The sequence below is a fragment of the Pseudalkalibacillus sp. A8 genome (assembly GCF_045920555.1).
Taxonomy (GTDB): Bacteria; Bacillota; Bacilli; order Bacillales; family Fictibacillaceae; genus Pseudalkalibacillus.
Window position 1 is genome coordinate 4040135 of sequence record NZ_CP174509.1, and the last position, 25191, is coordinate 4065325.

21 protein-coding genes and 2 tRNA genes are annotated in these 25191 nt (G+C 41.3%); all 23 read right to left on the minus strand.

Going from position 1 to position 25191, the window contains the following annotated elements:
• Nucleotides 1-129: 129 nt before the first annotated feature.
• Nucleotides 130-711 (minus strand): ribosome biogenesis GTP-binding protein YihA/YsxC, encoded by a 582-nt coding sequence (gene yihA / locus ACJROX_RS20790; RefSeq protein WP_408007112.1) that lies wholly within the window; start codon nucleotides 709-711, stop codon nucleotides 130-132.
• Entirely contained in the window at nucleotides 708-3032 is a 2325-nt protein-coding gene (gene lon, locus ACJROX_RS20795; RefSeq protein ID WP_408007113.1) for an endopeptidase La, read from the minus strand. The genes yihA and lon overlap by 4 nt, the downstream gene beginning before the upstream one ends.
• A 319-nt stretch (nucleotides 3033-3351) precedes the next feature.
• The gene (gene lonB / locus ACJROX_RS20800) at nucleotides 3352-5019 is read right to left on the minus strand and encodes an ATP-dependent protease LonB (RefSeq protein ID WP_408007114.1); all 1668 of its coding nucleotides are present in this window, start codon (nucleotides 5017-5019) and stop codon (nucleotides 3352-3354) included.
• 284 nt (nucleotides 5020-5303) lie between these two features.
• Nucleotides 5304-6575: an ATP-dependent protease ATP-binding subunit ClpX gene (clpX, locus tag ACJROX_RS20805; protein ID WP_408007115.1), complete on the minus strand. Its 1272-nt coding sequence runs from the start codon at nucleotides 6573-6575 to the stop codon at nucleotides 5304-5306.
• Nucleotides 6576-6935: 360 nt separating this feature from the next.
• Entirely contained in the window at nucleotides 6936-8231 is a 1296-nt protein-coding gene (tig, locus tag ACJROX_RS20810) for a trigger factor (RefSeq protein WP_408007117.1), read from the minus strand.
• 107 nt (nucleotides 8232-8338) lie between these two features.
• Nucleotides 8339-9388 carry a hypothetical protein gene (locus tag ACJROX_RS20815; RefSeq protein ID WP_408007118.1) on the minus strand — a complete coding sequence of 350 codons (1050 nt, stop codon included), beginning with the start codon at nucleotides 9386-9388 and terminating at the stop codon, nucleotides 8339-8341.
• Nucleotides 9389-9708: 320 nt separating this feature from the next.
• Nucleotides 9709-9785 (minus strand) — tRNA-Arg (locus tag ACJROX_RS20820).
• An 11-nt stretch (nucleotides 9786-9796) separates the two neighbouring features.
• Nucleotides 9797-9870: transfer RNA gene (locus tag ACJROX_RS20825), tRNA-Gly, on the minus strand.
• An 82-nt stretch (nucleotides 9871-9952) separates the two neighbouring features.
• Nucleotides 9953-10468, minus strand: coding sequence for a metallophosphoesterase family protein (locus tag ACJROX_RS20830; protein ID WP_408007119.1), 516 nt, complete (start codon nucleotides 10466-10468; stop codon nucleotides 9953-9955).
• A 163-nt stretch (nucleotides 10469-10631) separates the two neighbouring features.
• Nucleotides 10632-11231: an XTP/dITP diphosphatase gene (locus tag ACJROX_RS20835; protein ID WP_408007120.1), complete on the minus strand. Its 600-nt coding sequence runs from the start codon at nucleotides 11229-11231 to the stop codon at nucleotides 10632-10634.
• 10 nt (nucleotides 11232-11241) lie between these two features.
• On the minus strand, nucleotides 11242-11985 hold the full coding sequence (gene rph, locus ACJROX_RS20840) for a ribonuclease PH (protein WP_408007121.1): 744 nt from the start codon (nucleotides 11983-11985) through the stop codon (nucleotides 11242-11244).
• A gap of 152 nt (nucleotides 11986-12137) precedes the next feature.
• A complete protein-coding gene (locus ACJROX_RS20845; RefSeq protein ID WP_408007122.1) occupies nucleotides 12138-13223 on the minus strand; it encodes a GerMN domain-containing protein in 1086 nt (361 codons plus the stop codon).
• 364 nt (nucleotides 13224-13587) lie between these two features.
• Nucleotides 13588-14382, minus strand: a complete 795-nt coding sequence (gene racE / locus ACJROX_RS20850) for a glutamate racemase (protein ID WP_408007123.1) — start codon at nucleotides 14380-14382, stop codon at nucleotides 13588-13590.
• Nucleotides 14383-14409: 27 nt separating this feature from the next.
• Nucleotides 14410-14826 carry a MarR family winged helix-turn-helix transcriptional regulator gene (locus ACJROX_RS20855; protein ID WP_408011719.1) on the minus strand — a complete coding sequence of 139 codons (417 nt, stop codon included), beginning with the start codon at nucleotides 14824-14826 and terminating at the stop codon, nucleotides 14410-14412.
• 310 nt (nucleotides 14827-15136) lie between these two features.
• On the minus strand, nucleotides 15137-16855 hold the full coding sequence (gene ptsP, locus ACJROX_RS20860) for a phosphoenolpyruvate--protein phosphotransferase (RefSeq protein WP_408007124.1): 1719 nt from the start codon (nucleotides 16853-16855) through the stop codon (nucleotides 15137-15139).
• On the minus strand, nucleotides 16855-17121 hold the full coding sequence (locus tag ACJROX_RS20865; RefSeq protein ID WP_408007125.1) for a phosphocarrier protein HPr: 267 nt from the start codon (nucleotides 17119-17121) through the stop codon (nucleotides 16855-16857). The genes ptsP and ACJROX_RS20865 overlap by 1 nt, the downstream gene beginning before the upstream one ends.
• Nucleotides 17122-17136: 15 nt before the next feature.
• Nucleotides 17137-19212, minus strand: a complete 2076-nt coding sequence (gene ptsG / locus ACJROX_RS20870; protein WP_408007126.1) for a glucose-specific PTS transporter subunit IIBC — start codon at nucleotides 19210-19212, stop codon at nucleotides 17137-17139.
• 188 nt (nucleotides 19213-19400) lie between these two features.
• On the minus strand, nucleotides 19401-20240 hold the full coding sequence (gene glcT / locus ACJROX_RS20875; protein ID WP_408007127.1) for a glucose PTS transporter transcription antiterminator GlcT: 840 nt from the start codon (nucleotides 20238-20240) through the stop codon (nucleotides 19401-19403).
• Between the two features lie 528 nt (nucleotides 20241-20768).
• Nucleotides 20769-20993: a response regulator transcription factor gene (locus ACJROX_RS20880; protein WP_221566329.1), complete on the minus strand. Its 225-nt coding sequence runs from the start codon at nucleotides 20991-20993 to the stop codon at nucleotides 20769-20771.
• Nucleotides 20994-21123: 130 nt separating this feature from the next.
• Nucleotides 21124-21579 carry an acyl-CoA thioesterase gene (locus ACJROX_RS20885; RefSeq protein ID WP_408007128.1) on the minus strand — a complete coding sequence of 152 codons (456 nt, stop codon included), beginning with the start codon at nucleotides 21577-21579 and terminating at the stop codon, nucleotides 21124-21126.
• A gap of 109 nt (nucleotides 21580-21688) precedes the next feature.
• Nucleotides 21689-22453 carry a succinate dehydrogenase iron-sulfur subunit gene (gene sdhB / locus ACJROX_RS20890; protein ID WP_408007129.1) on the minus strand — a complete coding sequence of 255 codons (765 nt, stop codon included), beginning with the start codon at nucleotides 22451-22453 and terminating at the stop codon, nucleotides 21689-21691.
• Nucleotides 22454-22458: 5 nt separating this feature from the next.
• Complete coding sequence (gene sdhA, locus ACJROX_RS20895) at nucleotides 22459-24219, minus strand: succinate dehydrogenase flavoprotein subunit (protein ID WP_408007130.1); 1761 nt, start codon at nucleotides 24217-24219, stop codon at nucleotides 22459-22461.
• 13 nt (nucleotides 24220-24232) lie between these two features.
• Nucleotides 24233-24883: a succinate dehydrogenase cytochrome b558 subunit gene (locus tag ACJROX_RS20900; protein WP_408007131.1), complete on the minus strand. Its 651-nt coding sequence runs from the start codon at nucleotides 24881-24883 to the stop codon at nucleotides 24233-24235.
• Nucleotides 24884-25191 lie beyond the last annotated feature (308 nt).

Sequence of the window (25191 nt, forward strand, 5' to 3'; positions counted from 1 at the left end):
TATTCCCCTTAACTATAACGAACTAAACAGTATCAATGTCATGTTATATTTAAAAGTATCCACAGTATATCTTCTACATAAAAACAAAAAAACCTCCCTGTTTTTTAAAACAAGGAGAGTTTTGTCACTTTATAAAAGGCTTTCAATTGTAGACCAGACTTTTTCTTTCCCGAATGAAGTTTCTGCAGAAAAAGGGAGTACAGACTCACCTTTATCCATCTGAAGGGTTTCACGGATTTGTTTGATATGCTGCTGATGCTTGCCTTTTGGAATCTTATCCGCTTTTGTCGCAACGACAATTACAGGGATTTCAAAGTGCTTCAACCAATCATACATCAATTGATCATCCTTGGAGGGAGCATGGCGCAGATCGACTAACAAAACAACTGCCCTCAATTGCTCGCTTTCCATCAAATATGTCTCAATCATCCGCCCCCAAGCATCACGTTCTTTTTTGGAGACTTTCGCAAAACCATACCCTGGAACATCGACAAAGTACATTTCTTCATTCAAAAGGTAAAAATTCAATGTTTGTGTCTTACCTGGTTTTGAAGATGTCCTTGCTAGAGCTTTACGATTGATCATTTTATTGATGAAAGATGATTTACCTACATTCGAACGGCCAGCGAGTGCGATTTCCGGCTTCAGATCATTCGGGTATTGCTCCTTCTTTACGGCGCTGATAATCAGTTCGGCTGTATTTACTTTCATTTTTGTCCACCTATCAATGCTTCCTTTAACACTTCATCTAAATGAGAAACTGGAATGAAGGTGAGATCTTTCTTCACACTATCAGGAATATCATCCAAGTCTTTTTCATTTTCTTTAGGGAAAATGATTCTCTCAAGGCCTGCTCGATGGGCACTCAGTGTCTTTTCTTTCAATCCGCCAATAGGCAGTACACGTCCCCGAAGGGTTATTTCTCCGGTCATGCCGACTTCTTTTCGGACAGGACGGTTTGTCAGTGCTGAAATGAGGGCTGTGGCCATCGTAATTCCTGCAGAAGGACCATCCTTAGGTGTTGCGCCTTCCGGGACATGGATATGGATATCATTTTTCTCGGAAAACTCCGGATCGATATTCAACTCTTCAGCACGTGAACGAATATAACTGAAAGCTGCTTGTGCCGATTCTTTCATCACATCGCCAAGTTTCCCAGTCAAGATCAACTTGCCTTTACCTGATGAAACCGAGACTTCAATCGAAAGTGTATCACCGCCAGTCGTAGTATAAGCCAGACCTGTAGCAGCTCCGATTTGATCTTCCACTTCAGCTTGGCCATATCTGAATTTAGGTCTGCCCAGATAATCTCCCAGCGTTTTCTCTGTAATGATGACACGCTTTTTATCGCCGGCCACGATTTCTTTAGCCGCTTTTCGGCATAAGGAAGCTATTTGACGTTCTAAATTACGCACGCCTGCCTCACGTGTATAGCGACGGATGACTTGTATCAGTGCTTCATCACGAATCTGAAGTTTACCTTTGGTGAGACCATGTGCCTCGGTTTGCTTCTTTACAAGATATTGATTCGCTATATGAAGCTTTTCCACTTCAGTATATCCAGCGATTTGGATCAATTCCATACGATCCAACAGTGGGCCAGGTATGGTTGAAATGTTATTTGCAGTCGTTACAAATAAAACCTTTGATAGATCATATGGCTCCTCAATGAAGTGATCGCTGAACGTATTGTTCTGCTCAGGATCAAGCACCTCTAGTAAAGCGGATGCAGGATCTCCACGAAAATCATTAGACATTTTATCTATTTCGTCAAGTAAAAACACAGGGTTCACGGAACCTGCTTTTTTCATCCCTTGGATGAGTCGGCCCGGCATCGCACCTACATATGTACGGCGATGACCGCGAATTTCCGCTTCATCACGTACGCCCCCAAGTGAAATCCTGACGAAATTCCGTCCGAGAGTGCGGGCGATCGACCTGGCAAGGGAGGTTTTACCGACCCCAGGAGGTCCGACTAAACATAAAATAGGTCCTTTTAAAGAATTTGTAAGCTGTTGGACTGCAAGGTATTCAAGAACCCTTTCCTTCACTTTTTCAAGTCCATAATGGTCTTCATTCAAGATTTTTTCGGCATGATTGATATCAAGGTTATCTTCTGTCTCTTTCATCCATGGTATATTGAGGAGCCAATCGATATAATTTCGGATCACACCGCTTTCAGCAGAGCTTTGTGGCATCTTTTCATACCTGTCCAATTCCTTAAGTGCAGTTTTCTGGACATTTTCAGGCATTTGAGACTCTTCAATTTTTTCTTTTAATGATGTGACTTCCCCAGCTTTACCTTCCTTGTCACCGAGTTCCTTTTGGATCGCCTTCATTTGTTCACGAAGGTAATATTCTTTCTGAGTCCGTTCCATCGACTTTTTGACGCGCTGCCCGATTTTCTTCTCAAGACCGAGGACTTCCTTCTCATTATTCAATATCTTAATGATTTTATTAAGGCGTTCTTTGATTTCGAGTGTTTCTAAAATTTCTTGTTTTTGTTTTATTTTTAACGGTAAATGTGATGAAACGATATCGGCTAATCTGCCGGGCTCTTCAATGTCTTGAACAGAAGCAAGGGTCTCAGCTGTCACTTTCTTTGAGAGGCTTATGTATTGTTCAAAATGGTGCAGCAAAGTACGCATCAAAGCCATTTCTTCAGCATCTGCCTCGTTGCGTTCTTCGATCAAATTCACATTCACTTCAATATAACCGACTTCTTCATCGTCTTTATAGGAAGTGATCTCCCCCCGTTGTACACCTTCAACAAGTACCCTGATCGTTCCATTCGGGAGCTTCAGCATTTGATTGACTTTTACAATCGTGCCTAATTTATAAATTTCATCTTCCGTTGGTTCTTCTATGGCCACTTCTTTTTGAGTGGATAAAAATATATGTTGGTCATCCATCATTACTTTTTCAAGGGCTTGAACAGACTTCTTGCGTCCTACATCCAAGTGGAGAACCATTCCTGGGTATACAAGTAGTCCTCTAAGTGGCAACAATGGTATTGTTCTCGTTTGAGCCATAGAAACACACCTCCAAATTCTATTTGACAAACTGACTTCAAACACTTTCCTAACACTGATCGCTTCGAAATATTTTTCAATAATACAGCGATGGGAGTGGGTTAAAATCAGCTTGATTATCATGAGTTAAAATAGGTATTTCATCTTATCAATTCTACCCGTAAATCCTATCTTTGTCTAATAAGTACCATCCCTTTCAGCCCTTATTTTAGATGATATTGAGAATATTTCAATGTTCGGGAAAAAATCCGTTTTTCATAATCCAATCGTGACAAAGAATGATTCATGTCATCCGGATATGAAAAAAGAAACCCCCGCCTCAAACTACCTTTGGCGAGGACTCTTGCACAGTAATGCTATCGACTCTTTCTTTATTATACTTTTCCTTAAAGACATGTTCGAAAACCTCATCTAAGTGATCGACATAAATAATTTCGATCCCTTGGATTTCTTTTAAAATCGATTGTTGATTTTCTTTAGGGACAAATACGGTCTGAACCCCTGCCTGGCTTGCAGCTGTAACTTTTGCAAATACGCCTCCAACAGGCTTGACACTTCCATGTATACTGATTTCACCTGTCATGGCAATTTGGTTGTCGACTTTGATACCTTTTATTGCTGAATAAATGGCTGTTGCGATCGCTATCCCCGCAGAAGGACCATCGACTGGAGCGCCCCCAGGGAAATTGATATGAATATCATAGTTGTTAGAAGGAACACCCATTCTTCTAAGAACTGTAAGCACATTTTCGACTGAGCTTTTTGCCAGGCTTTTGCGCCTTATTGATTTTGATTGACTGCCGATACTCTCCTCTTCCACGATACCTGTGATCATGATCGAGCCATTTTCTTTCGAAGGGATCACCGTAGCTTCAATTTCGAGTAATGCACCTGTATTGGGCCCATAAACAGCTAAACCATTGATATAACCAATTCGAGGCACTGGGTGGATCTTTGATTCCATCCTAGGGGACAGCTGGCTGGAGTGGAGAACCCATTCGATATCACTTTTCGTTAAATGGTTGCGATCCTCCGTGATTGCTAACCCTGCAGCAATCTGTATACTATTTACAGCTTCCCGGCCATTTCGCGCATATCGGGAAAGGAGGGCCAAAGCATTCTCTTCAATTGTAAAGCTGATTTTCTCCACTGATCTTTTTGCAATTCGGATGATATCTTCGGCGGTCAGCTCTTTAAAGAAAATTTCAAGACATCGTGAACGAATTGCTGGTGGAATCTCATCAGGTGTACGAGTAGTTGCACCAATCAAGCGGAAATCAGCAGGTAATCCATTTCGGAAAATATCATGGATATGCTGCGGAATCTGAGTGTTTTCTTCACTATAATAAGCACTTTCCAAGAAGACTTTACGATCTTCAAGAACCTTCAGAAGCTTGTTCATCTGGATCGGATGAAGTTCACCGATTTCATCAATGAACAGCACACCCCCGTGCGCATTCGTGACTGCCCCTTGTTTCGGCTGCGGAATTCCTGCTTGCCCCATCGCTCCAGCGCCTTGATAGATCGGATCATGCACAGAACCGATGAGGGGATCTGCAATACCTCTTTCATCAAAACGGGCTGTCGTTGCATCCAGTTCAACAAAAACAGCTGTCGGCTTAAATGGTGACCGTATATTTTTCTTGGCTTCTTCCAGTACGATTCTCGCAGCAGCTGTCTTCCCTACTCCTGGTGGCCCATAAATGATGACGTGTTGCGGATTCGGACCACATAACGCAGCTTGTAAAGCACGTATTCCTTCTGCTTGACCAATGATTTCATCAAAGCGTGAAGGACGGACCTTTTCTGATAATGGTTCGCTTAATGAAATATTTCTCAGCCTCCGAAGCTGATCCATTTCCTTTCGTGATTCCTTATCTATCGAGACTTTCTGTGTACGTTGGTTTCGTAATAAATTCCAAAAGTAGAGACCGATGATGATTCCGAAGAACAGCTGGATGATCAATGCTATTCCTGTCCAACTCATACTTTCCCCTCCAATATGTATGTTTTCGTATCCATTAGTATCTCCGAGCATGTGTTGGACTAAACGTTATTTTAAGAATTGAATAGAGGAATTTGGAATTGTCAGTTTAACAGTAGAAGATGGTGTTGGTGTGGATTTTTGAACAGATTTGCGGAAAGCTGTTGGATAAATAACATGAATTACAGAAAGTTATACTATCCTATAAGTACCAAGAGCTGCTGAAGCTCCATAATCATATTAAAAAAACACTCCGCATTCAGCGGAGTGTTTCATCGCAATATTAATCAAGCACTTTCTTTTGGTTTCTTTTCATCGACAACCGTTCCATCTTCAAGAACAAGTTGTGGCGGTACTTTTTCCGTAACCGTTTCAGCTGTGATGATACATTTATTGATATCTTCCCGTGAAGGAAGGTCAAACATGACATCAAGCATGATTCCTTCAATTATGGAACGCAGACCACGTGCTCCTGTTTTACGTTCAATCGCTTGTTTTGAGATTTCGCTCAACGCGTCTTCAGTAAATTCAAGCTCTACTTCATCAAGCTGCAACAGCTTCTTGTATTGTTTCACAAGAGCGTTCTTCGGCTTTGTGAGGATCTCTACCAATGCTTCTTCATCCAGTGGCGTTAAACTTGCCGTTACTGGCAAACGACCGATGAATTCTGGAATAAGTCCAAAACGAAGCAGGTCTTCAGGCAATACTTTTGATAGGTATTCACCTTGTTTAAGGTCAGCTTTTTCGGTAGTCTCGGTTCCGAATCCGATGACCTTTTTACCTAGACGACGTTTGACGATCTGTTCAATTCCATCGAATGCTCCACCACAGATGAATAAGATGTTGGTTGTATCGATCTGGATGAATTCCTGATGTGGATGCTTACGTCCGCCTTGAGGAGGAACGCTTGCAACAGTTCCTTCCAGAATCTTCAGTAAGGCTTGTTGTACACCTTCACCAGATACATCACGAGTAATGGATGGGTTCTCAGATTTACGTGCAATCTTATCGATTTCATCAATGTAAATGATGCCGCGCTCTGCTTTTTCCACATCGTAATCTGCAGACTGGATCAGTTTAAGTAAGATGTTTTCCACATCTTCACCGACGTAACCTGCTTCAGTTAATGATGTAGCATCAGCAATTGCGAACGGTACATTGAGGATACGTGCCAAAGTTTGAGCCAGCAATGTTTTACCGCTACCTGTCGGTCCGATCATTGCAATATTACTTTTTGCCAACTCGACATCGTCCGACTTCTTAGATGCGTTGATACGCTTGTAATGATTATAGACCGCAACGGAAAGCGATTTTTTCGCTTGATCCTGGCCAATGACATAATCATCAAGAATCTTCCGGATTTCCTGAGGCTTCGGTACGTCTTTAAATTCTACATCCTCTTCTGTACCGAGTTCCTCTTCTACGATTTCTGTACACAATTCAATACATTCATCACAAATATAGACACCTGGTCCGGCAACCAGTTTACGTACTTGATCTTGTGTTTTACCACAGAAAGAACACTTCAATTGTCCTTTTTCTTCGTTAAATTTAAACATTGAATCACCCCTAAGAATGGTTTGGATGAATTGTTACTTTTAGTTATTTGTCATCGAGTGTATTTTACACATTGAAAGATTTCCAATAGTTTTCAGAGTAACAAATCTGTCGATGGATTCCATTTTAATTATGTACATACGATTTTATCATGAAGAGCCGTAAAACAAAAATAATAACGCTTTGATATGTAAAATTCAAGTGCTGATATGTATCAGTATAGTCATAATTCAGTTGTGCGATTCCTATTAAAACTATATTTTTTGGATTAGCTCTCTGGAAAATCTTATACATATAAATAAAGCTTTTTTGTACAAAACAAGGCACGAAAGTTCGCGCCTTGTTTCATATCCTACTTTATATTATGCAACAGTTTTGCTATTCTCTACAAGAAAATCAATTGCCTTACGAACTTTCAAGTCACCCTTCAATAGATCAGGTCCACCTTGCATCGCAAGCATTTGCTTCATTTTATCAACTTCCATTTGGTACATTTCAGCCATCTTCTTGATTTCTTCATCTACTTCTTCTTCTGAGACTTCAATGTTTTCAGCTTCAGCGATCGCTTCAAGAGTCAAGTTTGTACGAACACGCTTTTCTGCATCTTCTTTCATTTGCTCTTTCAACTGATCTTCAGAAGTGCCTGAGAACTGAGAGTACATATCCAAGTTCATACCTTGCATTTGAAGGCGTTGATCGAATTCCTTCATCATACGATCAAGTTCGGAATTGACCATTGCTTCAGGAACATCTATCTCTGCGTTTTCAGAAGCTTTTTGAACAAGTTGATCTTTCATTTCATTTTCAGCTTGTGTCGCTTTGTCATTTTGAAGACGCTCTTTAATTTGAGATTTCAACTCATCAAGTGTTTCCACTTCTTCATTTGCGTCCTTAGCAAACTCGTCATCCAGCTCAGGAAGTTCCAGTTGTTTGATTTCATGGATTTTCACTTTAAACGTAGCTGGTTTTCCGGCAAGCTCTTCAGCATGGTATTCCTCAGGGAATGTTACTTCGACGTCCTTTTCAGCACCTGCTTCTTCACCTTCAAGCTGCTCTTCGAAACCAGGAATGAATGATCCCGATCCGATTTCAAGAGAATAGTTCTCAGCAGTTCCGCCTTCGAAAGCTTCCCCGTCAACATATCCAGCAAAGTCGATTATAACTGTATCGCCTTTTTCAACTTTACCTTCTTCTTTCACAGCCAATTCAGCATGCTTCTTTTGAAGAGCTGTCAATTCTTCTTGGACATCTTCATCTGTAACTTCACTATCTTGTTTTTCTACTTCAAGGCCTTTATATTCACCTAGTTTGACTTCAGGCTTGACTGTAACAGTTGCTTTGAAAACAAGGTTTTTACCTTTTTCCATTTGCTCGATATCAACATCAGGCTGGTCGACCGGCTCGATTCCTGTTTCCTCAACTGCTTGAGTATATGCGCTAGGAAGCAGGATATCTAAAGCGTCCTGGTAAAGTGCTTCCACTCCGAAACGCTTTTCAAACATTGAACGCGGGACTTTCCCCTTACGGAATCCTGGTACGTTCACTTTTTTTACGACCTTTTTGAACGCTTGATCCAATGCTTCGTTGACACGTTCAGCATCTACATCAATGGTTAATACACCTAGATTGCCTTCTTGCTTTTCCCATTTTGCACTCATGACTATAATTCCCTCCAACATTTATCTTCTTATAACTACATTAACGTACGAATGAGTTTGCAACCACTACATTATAACACATGAACATTGGTTTTCAACTAGTTCGACTAGTCATCAGAGAGACCGACTTCTTTCATTGATAATCGTTCAATTTCTATGATCTTTCCAACAACATCCTCAAGTAACTCTTCATCTAATGAAAAAGCAACCTGCAGATCATCCCCATCAAAATCTATACCGTTCAGCCTATGAGCTACTTCAAGAACGGCGACGGCCCATAATTGTTCATTAAGGGGCTCTGGTTGGAACGGGTAAATCATAAATAAGTAATGGTCCCAGATTTGTTCAGCCATTTCTAACAATGTCGGATTCTGTTGTTCCAATTGATGCTCGATGATGGTTTTAACCAGTCTATAAAATTGTCCGTCTGGTATGTCATGAAGTTGGTCAGGACTTACCGTCATCGTCTTCCCAAATTTATGTATACTGATGGTTTCTGACGCGTCTCCCTCTTTCAGCATTTGCAGAACAATTGTTTTTAAAGATGGATTGGCATCGGGATATGTAAGAAAATTCTTCAACTCATTACGTACTGCTGGTTGATCAGGTTTTTCAATCGATTGTACTGCTTGCCATTGTTTCTTAGAGTCCGGTGATCTCAATTGTGTTGCAAGATGTTCTACCTCTTGATCCGAAAATTTCGTTTCAAAAACAAAGTTATCACTCGGTTCATCCTCAGCCATTTTTCGACTGAAATATAAAAGCTGATAGAAGTTTTCAGCCATTTGCGGCGGCAGGCTTTGCTCTTGGATGACTGCTTCGAGAATTTCCACAACTTCTTCATAATCGCCTAATTGGATGAGGATGGATATGTAAATTTGCAGGACATCATAATACTCACCGATGTCTTTTTTAAGAATCGTATCACACTTTTCCTTTGCTTCTCTCAATTCACCAAGTTCAACCAGACTTAAGACAACGCCAACGTTACCTTGTGGATGATCCGGTTCCATCTCGATAAGCTGTTGGAAATAATTCAGCGATTCTTTGAATTTCTTTTGTTTTAGGGCTGACATTCCCTTATTCACAAGCTTTGCAGTAAGGTTTGGGAAGTAAACGATTTTACTTTCACGCGGCCCTTTATGGTCTTTTTCCAAAACAATCTCCCCGCTTTTTATCAATCGTTTAAAGCAAGTTTAGCAGTTTAACTTCTTAAAAACAAATTCTAACATATTAAGTCTATATTACACTTGTCTTGACATCAACATTCATGTATGTATGGATGAAGGACGGAGTAAGCAACCAGTTAATGGGATTTTTACTCTTGAAGGATTTTATAAAGTCTTTATGAGTACCTTACAGTCGGTTTTACCCACTCAAAGGGTATCAGGAAGCTCCAACGACTAAGGTTATCATCAACTATAAGAAAAAACGCTCCCTGCTTTTATGCAATAGAAGCGTTTGTATGTATTAAGTATGGCGTCCCAGGAGCGATTCGAACGCCCGACCGACAGCTTAGAAGGCTGTTGCTCTATCCAGCTGAGCTACTGGGACATGTTAATAAATGGAGCGGGTGATGGGAATCGAACCCACGACCAGAGCTTGGAAGGCTCTTGTTTTACCACTAAACTACACCCGCATCAATCAGCGACAATAATTAATATATCGAATTACGAGGGAAATGTCAATGGTTTTTTTAATGATCGTGAGTTCTTTTTCTTTTATAATTGATATTCAGTTGATAAATCTGTCAGTTCTTCCCCATCAAATTCAAAAAAACGTACCCGTATTTTATGACGATCCTTACATTCACAAATTGCATAAGACCTTTCTTTCCGCCCTCTAGGCAAACGGAGACTTCCCGGGTTAACAAAAACCATACCATTTTCTTCGAATGATTCTGCTGTATGAGAGTGCCCGAAGAAAACCAGGTCCGCTCCTTTTTCTTCAGCTTTATAGGCTAAATTCATGTAGGACATTTTCACATTGTATAAGTGTCCATGTGTGACAAACAGGCGGTAGTCTTGTTCTTCAATTAATGTTTCATTCGGGAAATCATGATGGCCGAGATCCATATTTCCTTGAACATTGTAAAATGGCCGCAGCATCGGATCATCCGAAGGAAGTTCAGAATCCCCACAATGGATCATTACATCGAGCTGATTTTTATGCAGATCAACGACTTCCTTCAGTTCCTTTGTCAGTCCATGACTATCACTTACGACTAAAACATTCATTGAAAGGTCCTCCTTTAAAAAGCTAAAGTAAACTTCGCAAAGCAAAACTCTTGGTGAAGGCTGTGCTTTGACCCTCGAAAAAGCTAACGCTTTTTCTTCATGCGGCGTTAAGCTTCCGGAGTTACCAGCTTGTGAAAACATACTGAGGAAAGCTTTACTTTCTTCAAGTGTAAAAGATTTCAGACCAATGATTGCGTAATTCTCTCAAAGCCTTTGCACGGTGACTGATTTTGTTCTTTTCCCCTGGTTCCAATTGAGCTAACGTTTTCCCCATAGCAGGAAGATAGAAAATCGGATCATAGCCAAAACCGTGATCTCCTCTTTTTTCATGAAGAATGATTCCTTCACACTTACCTTCAACACTACTTGTTTCTTTCCCTGGTCGTGCAATCGCTAAAACACAGATAAATCGAGCAGAACGATCCTTTTCTGGCACATGTTCCATTTCCGCTAGTACCTTCTTCAGGTTGGCTTCATCGTCTTTTTCTTCCCCTGCATAGCGCGCTGAATAGATTCCAGGCCTGCCATCCAGTGCATCAATTTCAAGTCCGGAATCATCAGCAATGACAGGTTCTTGGAAATGGTTTGCGATTGTTTCTGCTTTAATACTGGCGTTTTCTTTGAAAGTTGAACCATTCTCTTCGATTTCCTCGTGAAAATCCAGGTCTCTCAAAGAAACCACCTTTAACCCAAACTCTTTAAACATTTCCCGGAATTCCTTGACTTTACCCTCATTATGGGACGCGATGATGACCTTTTTCATGAATAAACACCTACTTTTCACCGATGAGCCGGTGAATATCTCCTAGTGCTTCTTTTTGATATTCTATAAGTTCAGTAATCCCTTTATCTGCAAGGTTAAGCATTGCTTGCAATTGATTGTATGAGAATGTTGCCTCTTCACCTGTACCTTGCAGTTCTACAAATTCTTTCCCACCAGTCATGATGACATTCATATCGACATGGGCTTTAGAATCCTCTTCGTAGCACAGGTCTAAGATCTCCCCGTTTTCTGGCACTACCCCAACGGACGTAGCAGCTAAAAATTCTTTTATCGGCATTTTCTTGATGACATCTTGCTCAATGAGTCTGTTGAAAGCCATAGTCATAGCTACAAATGCACCAGTGATACTTGCAGTACGGGTTCCTCCATCCGCCTGTATGACATCGCAATCGATCCAGCAGGTACGCTCTCCGAATTTATCCAGCTCTACTACTGACCGGAGTGCGCGACCAATCAATCGTTGAATCTCCATCGTTCGCCCAGACACTTTCCCTTTACTGGATTCACGGATGTTCCGCTGCTCTGTAGCACGTGGAAGCATTGAATACTCCGCTGCAATCCAACCTTTCCCTTGGTTTCTCATAAAAGGTGGAACGCGATCTTCAATACTAGCTGTACAAATGACTTTTGTATCCCCCACTGAAATCAAAACAGAGCCTTCCGGGTGTTTAATATAATTCGTTTCGATATGTATTTTTCTTAACTGATCATTCATTCTACCGTCTGTTCTCATCCGAAATTCCTCCTTTATAACTTACATTATTGATTAGTATGACCATCACGATCCATAAAGTATGCCGGTGATCACACGTCTTTGGCAAAAGAAAAAGGCGGTTGTTAACCGCCTACTCTTTTATCGTAACACATTTACTTCCTCTATTCATTTTAAAATTCTACAGTATTCACATTCACAGGTCTTGAAACAGGCTCAGTCAATAATTTTCCATCTTGGTTAACGACTTCACTCGTACCATTCACTTTGATCTGTACCTTTTCGATACCCGTAAGTTCAGTCAATGATAATACCAGTGAGTTCAGAACAGCCTCAGATATAGCTGTATTTTTCTGTTCACTGAGGAGCGCCTCATTGAAGTCTAATGTTACGACCCCATCCTCTTCAACTGGGGCACTTACAAGTTCAACTTCATTTCTCATATCCGTCAACAGACCGGATTGAATGGATGGTCCGCTTAACAATTCATCAACAGTGGCTTTTACCATGTTTTCATTCGAATTCACTTTTCTTGTGACCGGAACATAATAGAAGTCATCATCACCATTTTGGCCTATGAAGTAAACCGTTACGGTCTTGCTTCCTGTCACATCGACAACTCCATTGGTCTCAATATTGATGCCATCTGCCCGTGTCATGTTTTCGCCAATCGGTGTCTGGTTGACCGGCATGACTTTCTGGTCTTCTCCGTTAATCTTGATCTTGACTGCGTGTACATTATCGAATTGTGTAAGCGTATACGTCAAAGATTGTAATATACGAAGTTCATCTTCAGCTGCATACTCTTTAAACTCCTCTGAAAAGTCGACCGTTGCTGTTCCTTGGTCTATGTTCAAGCCTAAAACCTCAGTTCCTGCAGGTAAAACGGCTCGCATACCATTTGGAATATAGTTGGACGCTTTTCCATCATTCACTAAGTACTCGACGACTTGCTTTGCTGGATCTTCCTCACTCGGCATTTTCATCGTTTGGGGAACAACCAGCCCGTTTTCATCAATTAAGTATACTTGCAATTGGTGCGATTCTGTAGCACCTGCTGGGGCATCCTTCCCATCTGCCAGAGCATCTGTGTCTTCACCAGTCTCCTCTAAAGACTCGCCATCATCCAGAAAATTGACTTCTTGGGGTGGATCGATTTCATTATTTGTTTTTTCTGTTAACAAGCCACACCCAGACATAAGCAGTAATAGACCTGTTAAAAGAGAAACAAAGATTAATCTCCTCTGCTTCTTCCTCATTCCATTCCCTCCTACAATGGTTTGTACTACTATATATACGAGCCATCCGTCCAATTAGACCATCGTTCTATAATTTTAGGGAAATGGAAGGAAAGGATTTAATTGTTAATTTTCACGAAGTTCAATCCCTTTCAGCGGGCGATCCGCAAGCCTCCTCGCTCACTTGCACAGGATGTGCTGGCTTCGACGTTCACCACAGGACGTGGTGGTTGTTAGTCGAAGATCCTTAAATCCCTGCGGGGTCTTGCCTGGCTCGCTTTTCTCGGAGGAGTGTCGCAAATTTCAGCTAAAAGCAATTTTCTATAAAAATCTCGTATAACAGGTCTGAAAAACAAGAAAAGCGGCACAAAAAATGATGTGCCACTTATAATTCGATATGCTCAATATGTTTTACATTTTGATCAAACCATTCACTGGTGAGACGATTGAAGATTTGACTGGAACCTGTTGTAAAAAAACGATGTTCAGGTGTTTGATTGCCCGTGTATAGACGATTACTGTAATATAGAAGCGTACTTACTTCCCGCGCAGTTTCCGCTCCAGATGAAATGATCCGGACATTACTCCCCATCACTTTATCAATAACGGGTGCTAGAATCGGGTAATGTGTACAGCCGAGAATCAAAGTATCGATCGGTAAATCGCTCAATGGGGCGAGCCTTTCATAAACCACTTGCAAAGTTTCTTGGGTGTCGATCATCCCACTTTCAACCAAGGGGACAAATTCAGGGCACGCGAGACTATGAACATTTACATTATTATCAATATTTTGTAAAGCCTTTACATAAGCCCGGCTGTTGATTGTTCCCTCTGTTCCGATTACGCCAATTTCACGGTTCAAGGTGTTTTTTATAGCCGCTCGTGCTCCTGGATGAATGACCCCTACTACAGGAATCGGAAGTTTTTCCTGCGCCTCTTCCAAAACTGCAGCAGTAGCTGTATTACAGGCAATCACAAGTAACTTGATGTTTTTCTCTAAAAAGTAATGGATCATTCTCCAAGTGTACGTTCGGACTTCTTCTAAAGGTCTCGGACCATATGGACAACGTAATGTATCTCCTAAATAATAAATTTTTTCTTTAGGAAGCTGCCTCATGACTTCCCGAGCTACAGTCATCCCCCCGACACCAGAATCAATAATTCCTATAGGACTATTCAAATAAACCCCTCAATTTCTCTGTCAAGTCTAGTTGGTAGTATGTGAATTCATTTTGTCATAAAGGAGATGCAAGCTTTGGTGAAGATTTTCAATTTCTTCATCGGAAAATTGCTCAGTCAGATCCTTAAGATAATTCTGTCTCCGTTTAATGACCTCTTCTATTATTTCGTAGCCCTTATCAAGTTTCTGGATGCGGACCACACGACGATCTTTCGGATCCCGAATTCTTTTTACTAGTCCATTTTTTTCCATGCGGTCGATCAAATCCGTAGTCGTGCTGTATGCAAGGTACATTTTGTTTGAAAGGTCTCCGATTGTCATTTCATTTTGTTCAAATAACCATTGCAACGCCACAAATTGCGGCGGTGTAATAGAGAAATCATTCAAGATTTCCCTACCCTTTTGTTTTATATGTGCTGAAATCATTCTTAGTGCTTTTTCCATATCATTGATTTTTTCTTGTTTAGCTAGCTCCAACTATGTAACCTCCTGAACAAACTGTTATTTCTATTTTGCGTTGTTTAGTGGTTTTTTTCAACTACATTTCCTGATAATGTGCAATATTTTGTCATTAAAGGTATTAAAAAGACTGAATTTTCCCTCTAAAAATGATACAGAACCCTGAGTATGTGCAGACTATGTCTAAACACAATGACTAAAAGTCTAAATATGTTTACATAAGTCTAACAAGAATACCCATAAAAGAAATGACCCAAAAGGGATATTTACATCCTTATGGGTCAAATCGTTTCCTTTATTTCAAGAAATGTTGTTGAACATATTGCTTTACAGCTTCATCTGTATCTAGTTGCAGGACATCCTCCATATGCGTCGCAATTTCATCCTGACTCAATTTCCGAATCTGGCTTCGAGCAGGCAGGATCGACGTTGCGCTCATACTGAACTCATCCAGTCCTAATCCAAGCAGGATAGGAATAGCGATTTCATCTCCAGCCATTTCTCCACACATGCCGGCCCATTTGCCTTCATTATGAGCAGCATCGATTACATTCTTGATCAGTCTTAAAATAGCTGGGTTATATGGTTGGTATAGATAAGATACTTGTTCATTCATACGGTCAGCTGCCATAGTATACTGAATCAAATCATTCGTGCCAATACTGAAGAAATCTACTTCTTTAGCAAATATATCCGCCATTACTGCGGTTGACGGAATTTCCACCATCATTCCGATTTCAATTGAATCAGATACTTCTACCCCATCTTGCTCAAGCTTTTCCTTTTCTTCTAAAAGAATCGCTTTCGCTTGACGGAATTCCTCCAGCATCGCGATCATCGGGAACATCACTTTCAAGTTACCAAAAGCACTTGCACGTAACAACGCCTTAAGTTGGGTCCTGAAAATCGTCTGCTGATCGAGGCAGAGACGGATTGCTCGATAGCCTAAGAATGGATTCAGTTCCTTCGGAAGGTTCAAGTATGGTAATTCTTTGTCTCCCCCTACATCCAATGTACGGATGACGACAGGTTTACCTTCCATTTTAGAAAGGACTTCTTTATAAGCCTCGAACTGTTCCTCTTCAGTTGGTAATTGATCCCGATTCATGTAAAGGAATTCCGTCCGGTACAATCCGATTCCTTCTGCCCCGTTGTTCAATACGCCAGGGAGATCTTTTGGTGTGCCGATATTCGCAGCAAGTTCAACATGTTTGTCATCTGCTGATTTGGTCGATTCATCGACTAGCTTCGCCCATTCTTTCTTCTGCTCTTCATAGCGTACTCGTTTTTGCTCATAGGATGCCTTTTCATCTTCTGTTGGATCGATGATTACAACTCCATCTATACCATCGATAATAACATTCGTGCCATTTTCCACAGAACCGGTAATTTCTTTCGTTCCGACTACAGACGGAATTTCCATTGAGCGAGCCATGATTGCTGAATGGGATGTTCTTCCTCCGATATCTGTCGCGAAACCTTTTACATAGTTTCTGTTCAATTGGGCTGTGTCTGAAGGCGTCAAGTCATCAGCAATGATAATGACTTCGTCAGTAATCATACTTGGAGTATTGAATTCAACATTCATCAAGTGAGCTAGCACCCTTTTTCGAACATCACGGATGTCTGCTGCTCTTTCCTTCATATATTCATTGTCCATATTTTCGAACATTGAAATGAACATGCCTGAAACTTCGTCCAAAGCACTTTCTGCATTGGTCTTTTCCTCATTAATCTTACTAGTTACATTATCGATCAATTCAGGGTCTTGCAGAACAAGAAGATGGGCAGCAAATATTGCTGCCTTGTCTTCTCCTAGCTCTTTTTCTGCGTGGTCTTTGATGACTTCAAGTTCATTTTTCGATTGGTGGATCGCTTCTTTAAACCGCTCTATTTCTTGGTCAGGATTTTCTATCGTCGTTTTTTCTACTTCAAGGGCAGGATTTTCAAGCTTGAAAACTTTTGCGATTGCAATTCCTGCAGAAGCTCCAATCCCTATGATGCGTTTGCTCATTACTCAGCAAGTCCTTCTTGTTTTAGTACATCTGTCAAAGCAGAAAGTGCATCATCCGCATCGTTTCCATTTGCCTTGATTGTAATTTCAGAGCCTTGTTGGATTCCTAAAGACATGACACCCATGATCGATTTCAGATTGACTGTTTTTCCTTTGTGCTCAAGCTCAATATCAGAACTGAATTGTCCTGCCTTATTAACTAATGTTGTTGCTGGTCGTGCATGTATTCCTGATTCACTCGTTACTGTAAAAGTCTTTTCTGCCATTTTTCATCTTCCTTCCTATTTTTCGATTGAGATAATGTCTTGTTCTTTGTGATCAACTGAGCCAGACTTCTCGATTTTTACTTTTTCTCCTTCTTGGAGGTTTGTAAACACAATTGGAGTAATGATTGATGCTGCATGTTTTGAAATGTAATCAAGATCTGCCTTCATCAATGTTTGACCTTTTTTCACTTCGTCACCTTGCTCAACCATTATTTCGAAACCTTCACCTTTCAAGTTGACGGTATCAATTCCAAAATGGATTAAAATTTCGCGACCGCCAGCTGTTTCTAATCCGATCGCATGCTTTGTCGGAAATACATTGACCACTCTACCATCAACTGGAGATACTACGGTTCCATCCACTGGTTTAATCGCAAAGCCATCACCCATCATCCTGCCTGAGAAGACCTGATCTGGTACTTCTGTAATTTCAAGAATTTCCCCTTTGATTGGTGATACAATCATTTCCTTGTCCTCCTCAACTTCATTTTTCAAAGCACCAGGAGTCACATCTTCTATTTGTTCTTGAACTTCCTCATCCGTATCTGTTTCGATTTTCCGAGGCCGTTTTCCTTTCATGATGTCTTGCATTTGAGATTTAATGGAATCAGACTTTGGGCCAAAAATCGCTTGAATGTTGTTCCCTACTTCCAGCACACCTGAAGCTCCTAATTTCTTTAATCTTGCTTTGTCCACCTTTTTCACATCATTTACAGATACACGGAGACGAGTGATACATGCATCTAAATGAGAGATGTTATCTTGTCCACCAAGTCCTTCTAAGATGTTATAAGGCAACTCGGAAGTACTGGATTGTGTCGTATCTTCTTCATCTTCAGCTACATCTTCCCGTCCTGGTGTCATTAGGTTGAATTTGCGGATCGCAAAGCGGAATCCGAAATAATAGATAACCGCAAATACAAGCCCAACTGGAATTACAAGCCACCAGTTTGTTTGAGGGTTTATGACGCCGAACAGAATGTAGTCGATCAGTCCTCCAGAGAAAGTCATACCGATTTTAACATCCAGCAAGTGCATTGTCATGAATGATAATCCAGCAAAAATCGTATGGATTCCAAACAATATAGGAGCTACAAACAAGAATGAGAACTCAATTGGTTCTGTGATACCCGTCAAGAACGATGTCAGGGCTGCTGAAGCCATTATACCAGCCACAACTTTTTTTCGCTCAGGACGTGCTTCATGATAGATGGCGAGTGCTGCTGCAGGTAGTCCGAACATCATGAATGGGAATTTACCAGTCATGAAAGTCCCGGCAGTCAAGTTCTGAACACCATCCTTAATTTGTTCAAAGAAAATACGCTGGTCTCCCCGTACGAGATTACCTGCTTCATTAGTATATGAACCGAATTCAAACCAGAATGGAGCGTAAAAGATATGGTGAAGTCCAAACGGGATCAATGCACGTTCAATGACACCGAATACAAACGCAGATAAGGTCAAATTCGCATGCACCATGTTCTCAGAGAAAGCGTTCAAACCAGCCTGTACTGGCGGCCAGATGAATGTGAGGATGACACCGAGAATAACTGCACTCGCTGCTGTCGCAATCGGGACAAATCGTTTCCCAGCAAAGAATCCTAAGTACGATGGTAAATCAATGTTATAAAACTTATTGTACATGTAAGCGGCCACTATACCGAGTATGATCCCTCCAAACACACCTGTTTGCAAGGTAGGGATTCCCAATACGAGTGCAAATGCCGGGTCAGCGTTCTCACCTGTTACATCTGCAATCTCAAGTCCTTGGATAACGCTCATTGTTGCATTCATGATCAAGAATCCGACAGTCGCCGCAAGTCCAGCAACACCGTCACCGCCTGCTAAACCTATAGCGACCCCAACAGCAAAGAGCAATGCGAGGTTATCAAATATGATTCCCCCGGCTTTTTCCATGACTGCTGCGATCATTTCGATCACTGCATTATCCAGGAAAGGTGCCAATTCCAATAATGTAGGGTTCTGCAATGCATTACCGAACGCAAGTAATAGACCTGCAGCTGGTAAAATTGCAACCGGTAGCATTAATGCTTTACCGACTTTTTGTAAAGTACCAAAAGCCTTTTGCATTTTTTATACCTCCATTGATATTGTTGTCCACAATAGCTTAAGAATACGGTTACAGAAAGAAAAAAGACATGAGTAAAAAAGACCAAAATGCATCTAAGGTATATACTACCCCTATTTTCTGCATTTCAATAATCTTCTTTACTCATGCCTGATCGTATCAGTAACACGTAAAGTTTTTGATTCTTATTCTATTGTGGTGAAAGCCTTTGCAAATGCATTGTCAAGTATACTGCTTCCGCATCGGAAACATTCTTGCCTACCTTTTGCTGCATGACTTTCATCAGCTTCCATGCTAGATTGTAGCATACTGGGTATTCTTCTTTCAATACTTTTGCAAGTCTATCTTGCTTACCAACTTGTTCCTCTCTTTCAATTCTGTCGATTCCATGCCGTAAATGCTGAATAAGTCTCAAGTAATCAATACTTGAACGATCAATCGAAATATCCAATTGCTGCTCAATGATCTGAATCAGTGAATTGATCAATTGGGAATAACTATTCAATTTAGAAATCGATCGATTGGTTGCTGCACTATGAAGATGGAGAGCAATGAATCCAATCTCACCTTCCGGAAGATGGATACCCGTTTCTTCCTCAATCAGTTTAACGACATCTTCTGCTACTGCATATTCTTTCGGATAGAGGAGTTCTGTTTCTTTAGAAAAAGGGTTAGTAATATCGATACCTTGCTGGATACGTTTAAGAGCAAAAGCGATGTGATCGGTCAATGCGATATGAATATGTTCGTTAAACTTCACTCCTAATTGATTCTCACTGTAGAAGATCACCTCATTCATGACAAGGATGAAAGATTCATCGACTTGTGAGAGCAACTGCTTGTATTGTTGCTGTTCCTCCGCATCATTCAAGATATAGAGCTTGTCCACACTTGGTCCATCAAGGATATCATTGCATTTTTTCGAGAATCCGATGCCATTGCCAATCAACACGACTTCTTGAAGAGAGGAATCACGTGCAATGACGACGTTGTTATTCAATACTTTTAAAATCGTATAATGCCTATCCATGCACTGCCATCCCTTCACCTTTTCCATGTTTCAAACGACAACATCATACCTAATCATACAGATACCGTCAATAGTTATTATTATACCAATACATCGGGAATGTTCCAGCCCTAGTCTACTATCGAAACCCCGATGATTTTTAATAGAGCGAAATTTACGACTCTCAAAAGCAAGCCAGATGAAACCCCGCAGCGATTTAAGGATCTTCGACTAACAACCACCACGTCCATGTGGTGCGTCGAAGTCAGTACATCCTGTACAAAGTGCGTCCTGCGCCTGCGGTTACTCGGCGCAAAACTATAAGGATGGAATTCAAGTCCATGGTCTTGTGGTGAACGTCGAAGCCAGCATAAGGAAAGCTTCTAAGAATTCTCATCGCAGACACGAAAATGATTTCATTTTTGTGTTGAGATCCTGTGCAAGTGAGGAGGCTTGCGGATCGCCCGCGGAAAGGGAGTGAATTTCGAATAAACCAAAAATGATAAAATAAAAAAAAGCGGCTTTCATCATGTTGAAAGCCGCAAACCTCTAAATTTCCAACTCGCCAAGCCGCAATAGCTCGACGACGGCCTGGGAGCGCCCCTTGACACCTAGTTTCTGCATCGTATTGGAAATGTGATTCCGAACAGTTTTTTCACTTATAAAAAGTTGTTCAGCAATCTCCCTGGTCGTCTTGTCTTGAACAAGAAGTTCGAATACTTCTCTCTCCCTTTTTGTAAGTAGAGGCTTCGGTCGGTAGTGTTTATCTTTCAATGAATTTCACCCCTCCTTGCATGGGCTAACGAGCTGCGGTTCATGCAAAAAAGATATTTAGTCAACATATCATATGAAGGGATGAAATTGGTCGTGACTTGATACATTGAAAATAATTGAGAAACTTGATTTACTTCATCATTCTTTCCATGCGTTCGATCATATCCCCTGTCCATTTTTCTGGGACGCCCTGGTGTTTATCAATATGAACAATACGACCCCTGCCTAACAGGGCAGGCTCTCCTTCCGAGTTCTCTGCCATATAGTGCAGATCAATGGAAGTTTTTCCGATATGAGCGATTTTCACATAGATTTTCAACGTTTCATCAAAAAACACTTGTTTCAGATAATTGCATTGAAGGTCTGCTACAACTGGAATCGTCTTGCTGCCTGGCATGTTCCACTCTTTCATGAACCCGAGTTCTTTGAATAGCTGGATACGTGCATCTTCAAAATAGACAAATGGAATCGTATTATTCAAATGGTTGAATAAATCGACTTCAGAAAACCGGACATCTACCGTGGTATAAAAGTTAAAACCTGCCCTCCAGCTCTTCCAGTCTTGTATGTAATCTATCCCTTTCATGTTCCCCTCCGGACCAATGTTTTTTTAATGAATAGTCATTCATTTTTAGTGACAAACGAGGACTGACACTTTATCAGGCCAGTCCTCGGAACATTATCATGATCAGCTATTATTGGGCATCCGATCCGAAGAAATTCCGGAAAGATTGCAATGATGTATCACGGTTAAGTGCAGCAATCGATGTCGTCAAAGGAATCCCTTTCGGACATGACTGAACACAGTTTTGAGAGTTTCCGCATGAAGCAAGTCCACCGTCGCCCATAAGCGCAGTCAAACGTTCGGCTTTGTTCATTTCTCCAGTTGGATGTGCGTTGAACAAACGAACTTGCGAGAGTGCAGCAGGGCCGATAAAGTCAGAATTATCATTGACGTTAGGGCATGCTTCTAAACACACACCACATGTCATACATTTAGATAATTCATAAGCCCATTGACGCTTGCTTTCTGGCATACGAGGTCCAGGACCGAGATCGTATGTGCCGTCGATCGGAATCCATGCCTTTACTTTTTTCAAAGCATCGAACATGCGGCTGCGATCGACTTGAAGGTCACGTACAACTGGGAAAGTCGCCATCGGTTCTAGTCGGATCGGTTGTTCTAGCTGATCAACCAATGCCGTACAAGATTGACGAGGTTTTCCGTTGATCAACATCGAGCAAGCTCCGCAAACCTCTTCCAGGCAATTCATTTCCCATGTGACTGGAGTCGTAGCCTCGCCTTTACTATTTACAGGATTTCGACGGATTTCCATCAAAGCCGAAATCACATTCATGTTCGGACGGTAAGGGATCTCAAATTTTTCATCATAAGCTGCAGAATCAGGGTTATCTTGACGTTTGATTATGAATTGGATCACTTTATTTTCTTCAGCCATGACTATTATTTCTCTCCCTTCTTCTTAGAGTAGTCACGCTTACGTGGTTTGATGAGAGAAGTGTCGACTGGCTCATATTCAAAGTCTGGACCGTTCTTCTCTGAATTGAAAATGGCTTTAGTTGTCTTCAACCATTCTTCATCGTTACGATCAGGAAAGTCTGGCTTGAAGTGTGCACCACGACTTTCGTTACGATTCAGTGCACCAAGTGTGATTACACGTGCTAATTGTAACATATGCCAAAGTTGACGAGTGAACGAAACACCTTGGTTGCTCCATTTTGATGTATCGTTGATGTTGATGTCCTTGTAACGTTCCATCAATTCAACGATCTTGTCGTCCGTTTCTTTCAACTTATCGTTGTAACGAACAACCGTTACGTTATCAGTCATCCACTCACCAAGCTCTTTATGAAGTTGGTAAGCATTTTCCGTACCATCCATCTTCATGATTTCAGCAAGGTGATCTTCTTCTATTTTCACTTGACGCTCGTAAATTTCCTCAGGCATATCCTCGATTGTTTTTTCGAGGCCGCTCACATATTCTGCTGCCTTAGGACCCGCTACCATACCACCGAAGATTGAAGATAATAACGAGTTTGCTCCTAAGCGGTTTGCTCCGTGTTGAGAATAGTCACATTCACCTGCAGCAAAAAGGCCAGGAATATTCGTCATTTGATCGTAATCAACCCACATACCACCCATTGAATAGTGGACAGCAGGGAAAATCTTCATTGGTACCTTACGAGGGTCATCCCCCATGAACTTTTCATAAATCTCGATGATACCACCAAGTTTGATATCAAGCTCTTTCGGGTCTTTATGCGAAAGATCAAGGTAAACCATGTTTTCACCGTTGATACCGAGCTTTTGTCTTACACAGACGTCAAAGATTTCACGTGTTGCGATATCACGCGGCACTAGGTTTCCATACGCCGGATATTTTTCCTCTAGGAAGTACCAAGGTTTTCCGTCTTTATATGTCCATACACGTCCGCCTTCACCACGAGCAGATTCGCTCATGAGACGCAGCTTATCGTCACCCGGTATTGCGGTCGGATGAATTTGGATAAATTCACCATTTGCATAGTGAACACCTTGTTGATAAAGGGCAGAAGCTGCTGAACCCGTGTTGATGACGGAATTCGTGGACTTACCGAAAATCACACCAGGACCACCCGTAGCCATAATGACTGCATCAGCTTTGAAACTTTTGATTTCAGAAGTTTTCAAATACTGTGCAACGATTCCGCGACATACATTGTCTTCGTCAAGAACTGCTGACTGGAAATCCCATCCTTCATACTTTGTGACAAGTCCTTGCACTTCATAACGTCGGACCTGCTCATCAAGAGCATAAAGTAATTGTTGACCTGTAGTAGCCCCGGCAAATGCTGTACGATGGTGCTGTGTTCCGCCAAATCGACGGAAATCTAATAATCCTTCTGGTGTACGGTTAAACATGACACCCATACGATCCAATAAATGTATGACGCCAGGTGCGGCATCACACATTGCTTTAACAGGAGGTTGGTTTGCAAGAAAGTCCCCACCATATACTGTGTCATCAAAATGTTCCCAAGGAGAGTCTCCCTCACCTTTTGTGTTAACTGCTCCGTTTATTCCGCCTTGTGCACAAACGGAGTGAGAACGTTTTACAGGCACGAGTGAGAACAAGTCAACATGTGTTCCTGCTTCAGCGGATTTGATGGCAGCCATCAAGCCGGCTAGTCCTCCGCCTACAATTATGATATTTCCTTTGCTCATCGTGACTCACTCCTTATAAGATTGGTAGGTTTGATGCAAAAGCAAACCATTCAGGATTTACAAATGCAAAAATGGCTCTCATGCCAACGATTGAAACTGCGAAGAAGATTCCAACAGTTACATACGTTGCGATCCTTTGAGAGCGTGGTGATTGAACAATTCCCCACGTTACTAGGAACGACCATAGTCCGTTCGAGAAGTGGAAGATTGTGGAGAGTACACCAACAACATAAAATCCAATCATGAAAGGATTATCTAAAATCTCTTCCATCATGGTGAAGTTGACTTTCGCCCCAAATGCGGCTTGTATACGTGTTTCCCATACGTGCCATGAAATGAAGATAAGCGTGATGATCCCTGTTACCCGTTGTAATAGGAACATCCAGTTACGGAAGTAACCATAACGGCTTACATTATTGCGAGCTTGAAATGTTATGTACAATCCGAAAACAGCATGGAAAATGATCGGTAAAAAGATGACGAAAATTTCTAGGAAATAGCGGTATGGAAGTGTCTCCATAAAATGTGCTGCAGCATCAAATGACTCACGACCCCTAGTCGCAAAATGGTTTACTGTCAAGTGTTGGATCAGATATAAACCAATTGGTATAACACCAAGTAACGAATGTAGTCTTCTCAAAGCAAATTCTCTTGTGTCTGCCATGTCTGTGCCCCCTTCTAGATAAGTGTTGCCGCTGCAATTTACAAAATGTTATAAATCCGATCATGCGTTCAGAATACTGTTTACCGAAGACAAGCTCCGACAAGAATTGATAACATGTCTATTGTACTCCCATCATTTAGGACCGTCAAGAAAACGAATACATCGGATTTCAGAAATTTCTTGAAGGTGAAACCCCTTTCACTCCTTGAATAATCAGCATGATTGATCTCTAGGCCCAGCCTGCGCTTTCTTTTAATCTGTTAACGTATTAGAGACAGTTTGACCTTTGTCATTCATCCCAAAGATAG